General features: G+C 36.3%; 15 protein-coding genes. 4 read left to right on the forward strand and 11 right to left on the reverse strand.

Features of this window, described 5'->3' with window-relative positions:
* Positions 1–37 precede the first annotated feature (37 nt).
* The 5 genes from KJS36_RS02310 to typA all read right to left on the reverse strand — a co-directional run bounded on the left by KJS36_RS02310 (position 38) and on the right by typA (position 5,936).
* Entirely contained in the window at positions 38–1,228 is a 1,191-nt protein-coding gene (locus KJS36_RS02310) for an acetate kinase (protein WP_213533921.1), read from the reverse strand.
* Positions 1,229–1,397: 169 nt separating this feature from the next.
* Positions 1,398–2,585, reverse strand: a complete 1,188-nt coding sequence (locus tag KJS36_RS02315) for an acetate kinase (RefSeq protein WP_213533923.1) — start codon at positions 2,583–2,585, stop codon at positions 1,398–1,400.
* Between the two features lie 151 nt (positions 2,586–2,736).
* Complete coding sequence (locus KJS36_RS02320; RefSeq protein ID WP_213533925.1) at positions 2,737–3,672, reverse strand: class I SAM-dependent methyltransferase; 936 nt, start codon at positions 3,670–3,672, stop codon at positions 2,737–2,739.
* 66 nt (positions 3,673–3,738) lie between these two features.
* On the reverse strand, positions 3,739–3,999 hold the full coding sequence (locus tag KJS36_RS02325; RefSeq protein ID WP_213533927.1) for a DUF3165 family protein: 261 nt from the start codon (positions 3,997–3,999) through the stop codon (positions 3,739–3,741).
* A gap of 92 nt (positions 4,000–4,091) precedes the next feature.
* Positions 4,092–5,936 (reverse strand): translational GTPase TypA, encoded by a 1,845-nt coding sequence (gene typA, locus KJS36_RS02330; protein ID WP_213533930.1) that lies wholly within the window; start codon positions 5,934–5,936, stop codon positions 4,092–4,094.
* Between the two features lie 248 nt (positions 5,937–6,184).
* On the opposite strand from typA, the gene KJS36_RS02335 reads away from it, so the two are divergent.
* From KJS36_RS02335 to KJS36_RS02345, 3 genes are read left to right on the forward strand one after another with little or no spacing between them, the layout of a single operon-like run.
* On the forward strand, positions 6,185–6,403 hold the full coding sequence (locus KJS36_RS02335) for a YqgQ family protein (RefSeq protein WP_213534047.1): 219 nt from the start codon (positions 6,185–6,187) through the stop codon (positions 6,401–6,403).
* Complete coding sequence (locus tag KJS36_RS02340; RefSeq protein ID WP_213533932.1) at positions 6,403–7,374, forward strand: ROK family glucokinase; 972 nt, start codon at positions 6,403–6,405, stop codon at positions 7,372–7,374. Before KJS36_RS02335 ends, KJS36_RS02340 begins: the two co-directional genes overlap by 1 nt.
* Positions 7,374–7,757: a rhodanese-like domain-containing protein gene (locus KJS36_RS02345; protein ID WP_213533934.1), complete on the forward strand. Its 384-nt coding sequence runs from the start codon at positions 7,374–7,376 to the stop codon at positions 7,755–7,757. Before KJS36_RS02340 ends, KJS36_RS02345 begins: the two co-directional genes overlap by 1 nt.
* Positions 7,758–7,912: 155 nt before the next feature.
* On the opposite strand, the gene KJS36_RS02350 is transcribed toward KJS36_RS02345, so the two are convergent.
* Complete coding sequence (locus KJS36_RS02350; protein WP_213533936.1) at positions 7,913–8,359, reverse strand: Dps family protein; 447 nt, start codon at positions 8,357–8,359, stop codon at positions 7,913–7,915.
* Between the two features lie 175 nt (positions 8,360–8,534).
* Between KJS36_RS02350 and KJS36_RS02355 the strand changes: the two genes are divergently transcribed.
* A complete protein-coding gene (locus KJS36_RS02355; RefSeq protein ID WP_213533938.1) occupies positions 8,535–9,191 on the forward strand; it encodes a prepilin peptidase in 657 nt (218 codons plus the stop codon).
* Here KJS36_RS02355 and dinB read toward each other — a convergent pair.
* The 5 genes from dinB to KJS36_RS02380 all read right to left on the reverse strand — a co-directional run bounded on the left by dinB (position 9,133) and on the right by KJS36_RS02380 (position 13,542).
* Positions 9,133–10,242, reverse strand: coding sequence for a DNA polymerase IV (dinB, locus tag KJS36_RS02360; protein ID WP_213533940.1), 1,110 nt, complete (start codon positions 10,240–10,242; stop codon positions 9,133–9,135). The two genes, KJS36_RS02355 and dinB, sit on opposite strands and share 59 nt — an antisense overlap.
* A 33-nt stretch (positions 10,243–10,275) precedes the next feature.
* Positions 10,276–10,452 (reverse strand): hypothetical protein, encoded by a 177-nt coding sequence (locus KJS36_RS02365; RefSeq protein WP_213533943.1) that lies wholly within the window; start codon positions 10,450–10,452, stop codon positions 10,276–10,278.
* A 21-nt stretch (positions 10,453–10,473) separates the two neighbouring features.
* Positions 10,474–11,244 (reverse strand): S24 family peptidase, encoded by a 771-nt coding sequence (locus tag KJS36_RS02370; protein WP_213533945.1) that lies wholly within the window; start codon positions 11,242–11,244, stop codon positions 10,474–10,476.
* 236 nt (positions 11,245–11,480) lie between these two features.
* The gene (murC, locus tag KJS36_RS02375; protein ID WP_213533947.1) at positions 11,481–12,812 is read right to left on the reverse strand and encodes a UDP-N-acetylmuramate--L-alanine ligase; all 1,332 of its coding nucleotides are present in this window, start codon (positions 12,810–12,812) and stop codon (positions 11,481–11,483) included.
* Between the two features lie 145 nt (positions 12,813–12,957).
* On the reverse strand, positions 12,958–13,542 hold the full coding sequence (locus KJS36_RS02380) for a hypothetical protein (RefSeq protein WP_213533949.1): 585 nt from the start codon (positions 13,540–13,542) through the stop codon (positions 12,958–12,960).
* Positions 13,543–13,599: the final 57 nt, after the last annotated feature.

The following is a 13,599-nucleotide window of genomic DNA, read 5'->3' on the forward strand; positions in this document are numbered from 1 at the left end:
TTTATCCGATATAAAAATAGAATTTCTTAATGAAATTCTATTTCTTAAAAGCTTCTACATCACGAGCAATAACAAGCTCTTCATCGGTTGGTATTACAAGGACTTTCACTTTTGAATCTGCTGTGGCAATATTTCCTACACAGCCTCTTTTATTTTTTTCATCATCAATCTTAAATCCGAACCAATCCATTCCATTGATGATATCTTCTCGTTCACGGCAGCCATTTTCACCAATACCAGCGGTAAAAATCACAGCATCTGCGCCATTGAGGACGGCGAAATATTGAGCAATATATTTTTGAATACGGTCAATGAAAAGTTCGTAAGCGAGAGCTGCATTTTTATTTCCTTCGCTTTCTGAATTTTGAACATCTCGCATATCTGAGGAGATTTCAGAAACTCCAAGTAGTCCTGATTTCGTATTGAGTAAGTCAATGACATCTTGAGCTGAATGAAGTTCAGGGTCATTTTCAATCATATAAGGGATAATCGAAGGGTCTATTTCCCCAGAACGTGTGCCCATCATAACACCTGCCAGAGGTGTAAATCCCATTGATGTATCAACAGATTTTCCGCCTTTGATTGCTGAAAGCGAAACGCCATTTCCGATATGACAGGTAATCAGCTTCAAATCCTCGATTGGTTTGTTCAGATATTTTGTGGCTTCTTGAGAAACATACATATGACTAGTACCGTGCGCACCGTATTTGCGGATATTGTAATCGTGATAATATTTGTTTGGGATTGGATAGCGATAGGCTTTTTCAGGGAGCGTTGTGTGAAAAGCCGTATCGAAAACTGCGACTGCTGTTGCTTCTGGGAGTAATTCCAAAAAGGCTTCAATCCCTTGTGCATTCGCTGGATTGTGCAGAGGAGCGAGATTTGAGATTGATTTAATCTGTTGTAGAACTTCAGAAGTAATCAAAGTTGATTCTTTGAAAAGTTCACCACCTGCAACAACGCGATGTCCTACACCTGTAATTTCATTGAAATCGTCTATCAATTTAAAAGTTTTTAGGTCATTCATCAGTTGTTTGACTGCTTCTGTGTGTGTGTGAATGTCTATGACTTTTTTATCTACTTGCTGTGCATATTTTACTGTAATAGCGGAGTTTTTTAATCCAATACGTTCTATAAGTCCTTTGGCAAGTACTGTTTCTTCTGGCATGGCATAAAGTTGCCATTTCAATGATGATGAGCCTGCATTAATTGCGAGTGTTTTCCCCATATAGTTCTCCTTTTATTTTGTATGCGCTTCACTTTTTAGTATAACATATTTTAGAAGATATTTACAATCTTAACTATCATTTTAGGGTCAAATAAGATAATATTATTAAATTTTTATATTTTTTTAGATAAAAAAAGCCTTATCAACTGATAGGCTTTTCATATTTTTATTATTTTAAAAGTTCTACATCGCGAGCAATGACAAGTTCTTCATCTGTTGGAATGACGAAAACTTTGACACGTGAATCTGCTGCTGAGATTTCTGTTGTGCCATAAGTGTTGTTTGCTTCTTTATCAAGTTTGATACCGAACCAATCGAGTCCATCAAGAACACCTTCACGCATATATTCAGCATTTTCACCGATACCTGCCGTAAAGACAATCGCATCTGCTCCGTTCAATACGGCAAGATATTGTCCGATATATTTTTGGATACGGTCGCAGTACATATCAAAGGCAAGAATTGCTTTTGGATTGCCTGCTTTACGTCCATCACGGATATCGCGCATATCTGATGAAATTTCAGAAATTCCTGCAAGTCCCGACTTCTTGTTGAGCATATCAATCGCATCTTGAGCATCTTTGAGTTCTGGGTCATTGGCAATAATAAATGGAAGAACAGATGGGTCAAGCTCACCTGAACGTGTTCCCATCATGATACCGCCAAGTGGTGTGAAGCCCATAGATGTATCAACAGATTTTCCACCTTTAACAGCTGTGATAGATGCACCATTTCCGATATGGCAAGTAATGATTTTTGTTTCTTCGACTGGTTTTCCGAGAAGTTTTGCGGCTTCTTGTGATACAAACATATGTGATGTTCCGTGAGCGCCATATTTACGGACTTTCAATTCATCGTAATATTTGTTTGGTACTGGGTAACGGTAAGCTTTTTCAGGCATTGTTGTGTGGAAAGCTGTATCAAATACGGCAACACCGACTGCGTCTGGCAATACTTCTTCAAAAGCGTGCATACAATCAGCTTCAGCCGGATTGTGCAATGGTGCATATGGAGAAAGTTCTTCGATTTGTTTCACCACTTCTGGTGTCAAACGTGTTGATTCTTTGAAAAGTTCGCCACCGGCAACGACACGGTGACCGATACCTGTGATTTCGCTAAATTCTTTGATGATATTGAGACGTTGCATATCCTCAAGAACCATTTTTACGGCTTGTGTGTGATTGACAATATCTAAGATTTGTTCGTACTTTTCACCGTCGAATTTTGTTGTGAAAATTGAATCTTTCAATCCAATACGCTCAATAAGTCCTTTGGCAACTACTTTTTCTTCTGGCATTTCATAGAGTTGCCATTTTAATGATGATGAACCGGCGTTGACAGCAAGTGTTTTTGTCATGTTTATATTTTCCTTCTAATTTTCAATTATTCTTGTAAATTATACCATAATTTTGGCAAGTTGGGCTTGTGAAATTTCGTTTTGTTTTAGAGAAAGCCTTGTCAAATTTGATAATACGATTTTTTTATGTGAAATTTTTTTGACAGAACTGTCAAAAACTTTTTTTGAATTCTGTCATGAAATTTTGCAAACTTTCACGGTCTGTCAGGGAAGTCAGTGGGTAAACGAAAGTTGGATGTTCAGCCGATGATTTTTCTAGGACGAAAATAGCTTTATTTTCAGCTTTGAACAGACTTTCTGGCAAGGTAATCACCGCTGATAATCGGGCGTGCTGGGGCAACCATTTCTTCAAGAAAGGTGCTTGCGCACTATTTAATAGCTCTTCTGGTGCGAGAAACAGCGCTACTCCATTATCTTTTAGATACTTGAAACCTTGCTCTATTAGGAGATGATGTGCATAAGTATGTCCATCAGGATTGGCAACTTCAAAGTGTGCAGCGAGAGCATCATCTGGATAAAAACCAATCGGCAAATCACTAATAAGCACATCTGCTGGCTCCAGAACGCGTGCCTGAACAGCATCTTGCTGGATAAATGTCGCTTTTGTGCCAATGATTTCCGACATCGAAGCCGACAAATCAAGAAGCAAATCATCTACTTCAAAGCCGAGATAATCAATGTTTTTCACTGTATTCACGAGCAAAGTTTCTGCAAGATTGCCTGTTCCAGAGCCAAATTCAATCAGGCGAAGTTCATTTTTCGGGAAAAGTTGCTCAATAATGAACTCAAAAAGTAAGCCGATTGAGTCTGGTGTTAAAGCGTGATTGGGCTGTAATGGCGCAACTTGCGAACCTTTGAGCAGGACAAATTGAAAAAGTTTTTGCCATTCTATTTTTGTCAAATTCAATGCGCGGAGCTGGTCATTATTTTTTGACAGAACTGTCAAATTTTCCACAGTCATCGCACCAAGAAAATTTGCATTTTGCTCAACAAACGCATCATAAAAATCAGTATTTAATTCTCTTTGAATAACTTCTATATTGGCTGTTAAAAGTCCAAAAGCCTGTTCAACCTTTTCCATATTCATTTTAGTGTCTCCTTTATTTTTGACAGAACCGTCAAAAATGAAAATAGAACTGTCAAATTTGACAGCTCATTTTCTACGATTTTTTCGTTTATGTTTATCTAAGTTTCCAATTTCAAACCAAGCTTTCACTGTCACAGCAATTCCTGCAAGAACAATCAAAATTTCCAAAATCAGTCCTTGATTCAGCACCGCCTGCGCAACCGCCACAGAAATAAGCAGCACAACAACCACAGCAAAAAAGAAAATGTCCATACTTCGCCGAATGTCTCGTGGCATCAAAAAGAAATAAGCCAGAGCAAGCAAAATCAAAAGAATAATGTAAAACATATGTCCTCCTTCATTTTATGACATTTTTCTTAGTTCAAGATTATGATAAATTTTTTGACAGAACTGTCAAAAAATTTATCTTTTAAAAACTCTTATTCTTCAGCAGTTTTACGCTTTTTAGCAGCTTTTTCACGAAGTCCCTTGTTCAATTCTTGTTTACGCAAACGGATAGAAGCTGGTGTGACTTCCATATATTCATCATCATTCAAGAATTCAAGTGATTCTTCAAGCGTCAAAATCTTAGGTGTATTCAAAACAGAAGTAGAATCTTTATTTGATGAACGGACGTTCGTTTGTTGTTTCGCTTTCGTGATATTAACCGTAATATCATTTTCACGAGAATTTTGCCCAACAATCATTCCCTCATAAACTTCAGTTCCAGGATTAACAAAGAGCAATCCACGTTCTTGCACATAACCCATCGCATAGGCTGTCGCTGCACCAGCATCTACAGATACCAACGCACCACGGCTACGTCCACCAATATTTGCGCCTTTAATTACTGGCAAATATTTTTCAAAAGTATGGTTCATAATTCCATAACCACGTGTCATTGACATAAATTCGGTTGTAAATCCAAGCAAACCACGAGCAGGCACCAAGAATACAAGACGTGTCTGACCATTTCCTTCATTAGACATGTCAAGCATATCGCCTTTACGTTCAGACAAAGCTTGGATAATAGAACCTTGATATTCTTCAGGTGTATCAATTTGCACACGTTCAAAAGGTTCACAATCCACACCATCAATATTTTTGATGATAACTTCAGGACGTGAAACTTGCAATTCATAACCTTCACGACGCATTGTTTCAATCAAAATTGACAAGTGCAATTCACCACGACCAGAAACAATCCAACGGTCTGGACCAAGCGCTTCAACACGCAAAGACACATCTGTTTGCAACTCAGCATTCAAACGTTCTTCCAATTTACGCGCCGTAACAAATTTTCCTTCACGCCCTGCAAATGGCGAATTATTCACGATAAATGTCATTTGCAATGTAGGTTCATCAATATGAAGCAATGGCAAAGGTTCAACCACATCTGCAGGTGTGACCGTTTCACCGACGAAGATATCTTCCATACCAGAAACGGCAATCAAATCCCCCGCTTTTGCTTCTTGAATTTCTTGACGTTCAAGTCCAAAGAAACCAAACAATTTCGTCACACGGAAATTCTTCGTTGTACCGTCCAATTTAGACAAGACAACATTATCGCCAACTTTGATTTTTCCACGGAACACACGTCCAATACCGATACGACCAACATAGTCATTATAATCCAACAACGACACTTGGAATTGCAAAGGTTCATCTTCATTATCAACAGGCGCTGGGATATGTTCCAAGATAGTATCCAAAACATAATTCATTGTGTGTTCTTGATTAGCAGGGTCTTCGCTCAATGAAGAAGTTCCATTGATAGCTGAAGTATAAACAACAGGGAATTCTAACTGGTCTTCCTCAGCACCAAGTTCGATAAATAAATCCAACACTTCATCAACTACTTCCTCAGGACGAGCAGAAGGTTTATCAATCTTATTTACCACAACGATAGGTGTCAATCTTTGTTCCAATGCTTTTTTCAACACAAAACGTGTTTGAGGCATCGTTCCTTCATAAGCATCGACAACCAAAACAACACCATCAACCATTTTCATGATACGTTCCACTTCACCACCGAAATCCGCGTGACCTGGTGTATCCAAAATGTTGATACGATTATTTTTATATTCAACAGCAGTATTTTTGGCAAGAATAGTAATTCCACGTTCTTGCTCAAGCGCGTTAGAGTCCATCGCACGCTCTTGCAAATTTGTGCGGGCATCAAGAGTGTCAGATTGCTTCAAAAGTTCGTCAACAAGAGTCGTTTTCCCATGGTCAACGTGAGCAATAATAGCAACATTCCGAATATCTTCGCGTAATTTAGTCAATTTTTTAATACCTACATCTTTCGAGAATTTCCTACGGAATTTTTTCTCCGCAGATTGTGCGCCGTCTATTCGCGCCCAAAATATATCAGACTAATTATAACACACTTTTTCAAAAGCTGCTAATGCACACGTTTACAAGGCTTAACAAAGAGTTTTTTTTGCATTTTTCTGAATAAAAATATGCCGCGAAAACGCTTTGCACATCGTCTTCACTTGAAAACCGCTTTCAGTTGCGGTAAAATAGAATGATGAAAACTCTTTATGGCGTCCAAGAATGGCTCAAGCAATATGGCTATATCAATTTGATGAGTAATCGCCTAGACGCGATTTATTTTATGCAAAAAGAACTTTCTTACATGGTTGAGAACAAGATTTTGGATAAAAGTAATCATGATTACCTTACTGCACGCCTCATTTTACAACGTGAAGAGCGGATAGAAAAAGAACAATTAGGAGAGAAATTCTAATGGCTAACAAAGTTATCGGTATCGACCTAGGCGGTACATCAATCAAATTCGGCATTCTCACACTCGATGGAGAAGTACAAGACAAATGGTCTATTCCAACAAACATTCTCGAAGACGGAAAACATATTGTCCCTGATATCATTGAGTCCATCAACCATCGTCTCAGTCTTTACAACCTTGACAAATCAGAATTTGTCGGCATTGGCATGGGAACACCTGGCTCAGTAGATATTGCAGCAGGAACAGTAAAAGCAGCTTATAACCTTAACTGGGATAACACTCAAGAAGTTGGCAAAGCTATTTCCGCAGGTGTCAACCTTCCATTTGTCCTCGACAACGACGCAAATGTTGCAGCCCTCGGCGAACGTTGGGTAGGTGCTGGTGAAAATAACCCTGATGTTGTATTCATCACACTCGGCACAGGTGTCGGCGGCGGAATTATCGCTGATGGAAATCTTATCCACGGTGTTGCTGGTGCTGGTGGAGAAATCGGACATATTTGCGTAGATCCAAACGGTTTTGAATGTACTTGTGGTAACCACGGTTGCCTTGAAACAGTTACTTCTGCTACTGGTATCGTTCGTCTAGCACGCACTTTCGCTGAAGAATATGAAGGTGATAGTTCTATTAAAGCTGCAATCGACAATGGCGATGAAGTCACTTCAAAAGATATCTTTATAGCTGCTGAAGCAGGCGATGCCTTCTCATTAACCGTTGTTGACAAATTCGCTTATTATCTTGGCTTTGCAGCAGCAAATCTTGGTTCAACACTCAATCCAGATTCTATCGTTATTGGTGGTGGTGTTTCTGCCGCAGGCGAATTCTTACGTGAAAAAGTTGAAAGTTATTTCAAAAAATATGCTTTCTCAACTGTTCGTAATACAACAAAAGTAAAACTCGCTGTTCTTGGTAATGATGCAGGTATCATCGGTGCAGCAAGTCTTGCTCTCAAATTTAAAGGAGAAAAATAATGTGGACATACATCATTGATGCCCTCTTAGTAATTGCATTGATTCTCGTTGTTCTTTATCCACGCTGGAACCTCAGACGCAGCGCTAAAGTTATTGATAATCCTGAATTTGCTCGACTAATTCCTACATCTCAACTCATTGATATTCGTGAAGCAAATCAATTTCGGATTAAACATATCTTAGGCGCACGTAATGTTGCAGCCACTCAAATCGAGCAGAGTCTCAACGCTATCAGTAAACATAAACCTGTTTTGCTTTATGAAAACGGAAAACCAACCGCTTCAGCAAAAGTTGCAAGACAACTGAAAAAATCGGGTGTTCCAGAAATTTACGTTCTCAAAGGTGGACTTTCAAAATGGGATGGTAAAGTTAAAGAAGGTTAAAAATAATTCTACAAAAAGAAGCTAAACATTTTTAAATGTCTAACTTCTTTTTTTATTCCCCAATTAAAAAGTGTAATTCTGATTAAATTACAGAACTACACTCAACTATTTTTATAATTCTTTCACTACAAAAGCCAAAGCATTTTTACTCAAAATTAAGCAAGTTCTGCTTCAAGCATCCAGATTGTTTTTTCAACATCACCAAGTGCACCTGTGTAAAGGTCAACTGTAACTGCATCTTCATCCGCTTCTGAAACACTCAAACCTTCTTTGAAAAGACCAGCCAAATATTTATATGTTGCGAGTACTCCTTCAAGACGTTCATCCATTGATTTGTCCCAAGTAGCAGTTTCAAGTTTAATTTTTGAAGCTTCAGCAAATTCTTTCAAAGTTGAAAGAGGTGATCCACCAATCGTAATCAAGCGTTCTGCAAATTCATCTTGAAATTCATTCAAATCATCAATGTACTCATCCATTTTTGGGTGAAGTTTCAAAAATCCGCGTCCACGCATATACCAATGTGTTTGATGCACCAACGCTGAGGCTTGTGCCAAATCAGCTACCGTTTGATTAAGAATTGCTTTTGTTTTTTCGTTAGACATTATAATTCTCCTTTTTTATTATTACATTAGCTTCTTATTAAATTATAACGAAAAAGTTCTGATTTTGAAAATGATTTGCTCATTTTTTCATTAGAAAGATTTTAATTTTATATTTTTTTCATTTCAATACTTACATATCAAGAAACTTTTTAACTTTTTTTACGTATTAATAAGTATGGAAAATTTATTTGCTTTTATTATCGGTAGTGTTTTTGGCTCATTTTTCGGTGTTGTCATAGATAGACTTTATACAGGAGAATCTATCATATGGGGACGTTCACATTGCAATCATTGCCAGATGAAACTTCACTTTTGGGAACTCATTCCCATATTTTCACAACTATTTTTAAAGAATAGATGTAGGCACTGTAAAGTTAAAATTCCTCCTCTTTATATCTTCTTGGAAATTCTAATAGGTATTTGTTTTTTGGCTGCTTGGCAAAACGTCCTTACACTCCCACAATTTTTAACACTACTTTTTTCAATCCTCTCATCAATTTTTGATTATCGTGCCCACCAATTTCCTCTGAATCTTTGGATTTTGTTCGCTATCATTTTTCTTCTTTTATTTCCTCTAAATATTTCGCACTGCATTTGGATTATTTTAGCTCTGATTGCAGAGTTTAAAAATATAAAAATTGGTACTGGTGACTTTCTCTGGCTATTTATTGCAAGTTTTTCTCTCACATTTATTCAACTTGCTTTACTCATCCAAATTTCCAGTTTCTTAGGTATTTTATATATCCTTCTCAAAAATTATAAAGAATTGCCTTTCATTCCTTTTTTGTCCATTGGATATCTAATACTTCTGATGTCGGTTCAAATCCACTAACTGTCACACCTAAAAGTCTTACTCCTAATTTTTCTTTATAATCTAATTCATCAAAAATATCTTCTGCCATTTGAAAAAGTTGTTCAGTTTGAACTATTTTTTCTCCAAAGTTTTTTCTTTTAGTCAAAGTCGTGAAATCAGAATAACGAAGTTTTAAAACAACAATATTTCCCCTTAAATCATGAGCCCTCATGCTTTTCATAACCATCTCTGAAAGTCTCGCCAATTCTCCTTTAATAGCATCTGTTGAATATAACAACTTCCCGTAAGTTCGTTCTTTGCCTACTGATTTTCTTTTCCTTGAATTTATAACTTTAGAATTATGAATACCATTCGCTTTTAAATACAATTCCCAACCATATACACCAAAACGTTCAGCTAAATCTAAAGGATTCATTGCTTGTAAATCTGCACCAAATCTAACTCCTAACTCATTTAATTTTGGAACTGTTGCTTTTCCAACACCATGAAATTTTTCAATGGGTAATGTTGCCAAGAAATTCTTTGCATCTTCCGGTAAAATAACGGTTAAACCATGCGGTTTTTGATAATCTGAAGCAATTTTTGCTAAAAATTTATTGTAAGAAACTCCAGCAGAGCAAGTCAGCTGAAGTTCCACAAAAATATCATGCTGAATGAGTTTTGCAATTTTTATCGCTGAATGAGAGGCTAATTTGTTATCTGTAACATCCAGATAAGCTTCATCAATAGATGCTGCTTCCACTTTATCTGTATAGCGCGCAAAAATTTCACGCACTTGTTTAGAAACTTTCGTATATTTTTCATAATTTCCAGGAATGAAAACAGCCTGCGGGCATAAATCATAGGCTTCTTTGGAACTCATCGCTGAATGAATACCAAAAGCTCTTGCCTCATAAGAACAAGTAGAAACAACACCACGTCCTCCTGTTTGCAAAGGATTACGCGCGATAATCACTGGTTTTCCTTTTAATTTAGGATTGTCTCGTACCTCAACTGATGCAAAAAAAGCATCCATATCTATATGAATGATTTTGCGAGAAGTATCATTGATAAGTGGAAATTCTAACATAAATACACCTCGAATAGCTCTTTACTCATATTTTCAAGCTATTTTTTTACTTTCTTGCTCTATTTTTTCTTTTAAAAAAAGTAATTTTTCATTTTTGGGTTTATCTTTTCGTTCCAAATAAATACTTAACCATAAAACAGCTTCATACATTACTGCAAAAGCAATTCCAATCCCGATAAATGGAAAAATTTGTTTTACAAACTCTATCATTGTTTTTTGCTCTTTCTACTCTTAGTCTTCAATCTGTGCTTCTTCTATTTCATTAAAATTATCAATAACTGGTCCAATAATCCTGAAATTATCATCTCTATCTAAATAAAAATCTTTGTATTTTGGATTGAGGGAATGAATTCTAAATCTATTTTCTTCTTGGAAAACTTGTTTGATATAAAGCTGTTCATCACCTAAGTCTCCCTGAGAAATGGCATAAACCTCACCATTCCTATCAAATCCTGTATTGAGAAAAGTTGCGATAGAGTAATCAGGATAATCTGGCTCCATAGAATCACCTTTTATACGCGCAGCTCCGTCATAACGAGATAATCGTTGTTCTGTATAGGCTTTGTATTTTGTGTTTGTATTTGTGACACTATTACCAAATCCAGCTGAAAGTTGCTCATCTTCAACTAACACACAATAAAGTTCTTCTTGTTTGTAAGTTTTTAACTCAATAACTACTTTTTCTGATAATTTTTTCTCTTTGTTTTGCAAAAGCAAAAAATGAGCAAAATCTTTCAAAGCTTGCTTTTGTTCTTGCTTCAAATTTTGATAATTATTTATTAACTCTTTTTCGTCTTTTTGAATATCGTTTTTTTCGATAATATTTTCTATTGAACAATGATAAAGCTGGGAAAGTTTTTTTAGTAATTCTAAAGTTGGGTTGTTATCTTTTTGTTCCCATGATACGTAACTACTTTGCTTTATTCCTAGTATATTTGCGACTTCAGCCTGTGTAAGATTAGCTTCAATTCTCAAATTTTTAATATTTTTTCCAAAATTCATCGCATAATCCTTTTATAGCTTTTTTCTATATTATAGCTTCTTATTTTTAATTTGTCAATCTTTTTATTCTATTTTTCTATAATTTTTTTGCTGTTTAAGTTTTAGTTAAGCCTTTTCATTTATAATATGTTTACTCCCTAAATAATTTCTTCATAACCCCTTTATAGGAATTGCTATTATGCAGTTCCTACTTTTTTTGTAAAAAAAGAGTTTCCATCTCAAGGAAACTCTTTTATTTATTGTACATTATCTGTAAGCTGTCCAAGGAGTTTTTCAAAAGCATTTTCATACTTTTGAATATTACCTGCGCCCATAAATACAAAAACTGCTCGTTCGTGGTCAAGAAGTGGTGAAACATTGTCAGCTTTAATAACACGTGCAGGCTTGCGAACTTTATCTGCTAAATCCTGTGCTGTGATTTGATGATGATCTACTTCTCGAGCTGAACTATATATCTCAGCTAAATAAACTGTATCTGCATGATCCAATACTTTTGCAAAATCATCTGCAAAAGCAATCGTTCGTGTGAATGTATGAGGTTGAAAAACTGCAACAATTTCACGGTCTGGATATTTTTGACGTGCTGCATCAAGTGTTGCTTCAATTTCTGTTGGATGATGCGCAAAATCATCAATAATAATCGTTTCGCCAACTTTTTTCTCTGTAAAACGACGTTTGACACCACGGAAAGTCAACATATGGTCTGCAATATCTTGCATATCAAGTCCAAGTTGATGAGTAACTCCAACTACTGCTAAAGCATTCGCAACATTATGTTTTCCATAAGTAGGAACAACGAAATGTCCTAAAAATTCACCACGGAAGTAAGCATCAAATGATGAACCTCGTGTTGTACGGATAAGATTTTTTGCTTGATAATCTTCTTTGTCTTCAAAACCATAGTAATAAATAGGAGCTTTAGCTGTGATTTTGCGAAGATTTTCATCTTCGCCATAGACGAAAATTCCTTTAGAAATATTTTGAGCGTATTCTTGGAAGGTTTCTGTGACATCTTCGATACCATGGAAAAAGTCTGGATGGTCAAAGTCAATGTTCGTGATAATCGTATATTCTGGGTGATAAGGCATAAAATGACGTTGATATTCATCAGATTCAAATACAAAGTACTTACTGTTTGCATTTCCACGACCTGTTCCATCCCCAATAAGGTAAGAAGTATCAACTGCACTGCTCATAACATGAGAGAGCAATCCTGTCGTTGTCGTTTTTCCGTGTGCTCCAGCAACTCCAATACTTGTGAAATTTTCCATGAAATGTCCCAAAAATTCGTGATAACGTCTATAAGGAAAACCATTTTTATCTGCAAAGGCAACTTCAACATTGTTATCATCGTTAAAAGAATTTCCGACAATCAGTTCATAGTCTGGTTTGATGTTCTTTTCGTCAAAAGGAAGTAGCGGAACCCCTGCCTGCTCCAAACCATACTGAGTAAAATAATAATCTGTAGAATCTGAACCTTGTACTTCTTTTCCCATTTGCTTTAACATCAAAGCTAACGCACTCATTCCTGAGCCTTTAATTCCAATAAAATGATATTTTTTTTCCATAATAAATGACCTGTCATTTCTCAAAAATAATGACAGTTTTTCCTCTCTATAACTAGACTTGCTTTCAACAGTTTTTCTCTTGTCAACAAGGTTTTACATTTGATTTTCCACAGAATGATAAAATAAAAGTCATGCAGCTGTTGTCTTATACAACGCCGCGGTCAAAAATACTTTTACGTTTATTTTCAAAATAACTGCTTGCTTTTGGTGCATTTGCAACATGGTTATAATCTTTTTGTTTTTCAGATTGATTGATAGCATCTGATAGGTTCATTCCTCGTCTTTTCATATCCTGAATTGGATTATCATTGACTGGACGCTTATTCAAAATGGCAGAATTTGAACGACGAACGCTCAAATCTTCTTTATCACGCGCTAATGGATGAACATAACCTTTTGGACGTTCTGGTAAAGTTGCTGCTGCACGCTTTGCACGCTCTTTTGATTCATCAACACTTGTTTTCTTAGGCATTTTATCAAAAGAACTCACACCACTATGTATGCCATTGAGTGGACGATGTTGGCTACTGTAGCTTACTTTTGGACGATAGGGTTTATTTACATCTGTTTTTTTTGTTTCATTTTTAGATGTCTCTCCAAGAGAGTTTTCATCTTGAAGACTAGGATTTCTTGTTAAAATTTGCCGATTGGTTAAGATGACGCGCGTGTCTTTTTGGAGTGCTTCATCATCGCCAATAATTGGAAATGTCACTCTACTTCTTTCTACCATTCTATTAACCTACTATTTTTCATTGTATTTTTTTGCACTTTTTAGACTAGAATCTTC

Source organism: Lactococcus nasutitermitis (assembly GCF_018403765.1).
Taxonomy (GTDB): Bacteria; Bacillota; Bacilli; order Lactobacillales; family Streptococcaceae; genus Lactococcus; species Lactococcus nasutitermitis.

Coding starts and splice junctions, on each gene's coding strand:
- KJS36_RS02310 (WP_213533921.1), bottom strand. CDS start 1,228: ATGGGGAAAACACTCGCAATTAATGCAGGCTCATCATCATTGAAATGG.
- KJS36_RS02315 (WP_213533923.1), bottom strand. CDS start 2,585: ATGACAAAAACACTTGCTGTCAACGCCGGTTCATCATCATTAAAATGG.
- KJS36_RS02320 (WP_213533925.1), bottom strand. CDS start 3,672: ATGAATATGGAAAAGGTTGAACAGGCTTTTGGACTTTTAACAGCCAAT.
- KJS36_RS02325 (WP_213533927.1), bottom strand. CDS start 3,999: ATGTTTTACATTATTCTTTTGATTTTGCTTGCTCTGGCTTATTTCTTT.
- KJS36_RS02335 (WP_213534047.1), top strand. CDS start 6,185: ATGAAAACTCTTTATGGCGTCCAAGAATGGCTCAAGCAATATGGCTAT.
- KJS36_RS02340 (WP_213533932.1), top strand. CDS start 6,403: ATGGCTAACAAAGTTATCGGTATCGACCTAGGCGGTACATCAATCAAA.
- KJS36_RS02345 (WP_213533934.1), top strand. CDS start 7,374: ATGTGGACATACATCATTGATGCCCTCTTAGTAATTGCATTGATTCTC.
- KJS36_RS02350 (WP_213533936.1), bottom strand. CDS start 8,359: ATGTCTAACGAAAAAACAAAAGCAATTCTTAATCAAACGGTAGCTGAT.
- KJS36_RS02355 (WP_213533938.1), top strand. CDS start 8,535: ATGGAAAATTTATTTGCTTTTATTATCGGTAGTGTTTTTGGCTCATTT.
- dinB (WP_213533940.1), bottom strand. CDS start 10,242: ATGTTAGAATTTCCACTTATCAATGATACTTCTCGCAAAATCATTCAT.
- KJS36_RS02365 (WP_213533943.1), bottom strand. CDS start 10,452: ATGATAGAGTTTGTAAAACAAATTTTTCCATTTATCGGGATTGGAATT.
- KJS36_RS02370 (WP_213533945.1), bottom strand. CDS start 11,244: ATGAATTTTGGAAAAAATATTAAAAATTTGAGAATTGAAGCTAATCTT.
- murC (WP_213533947.1), bottom strand. CDS start 12,812: ATGGAAAAAAAATATCATTTTATTGGAATTAAAGGCTCAGGAATGAGT.
- KJS36_RS02380 (WP_213533949.1), bottom strand. CDS start 13,542: ATGGTAGAAAGAAGTAGAGTGACATTTCCAATTATTGGCGATGATGAA.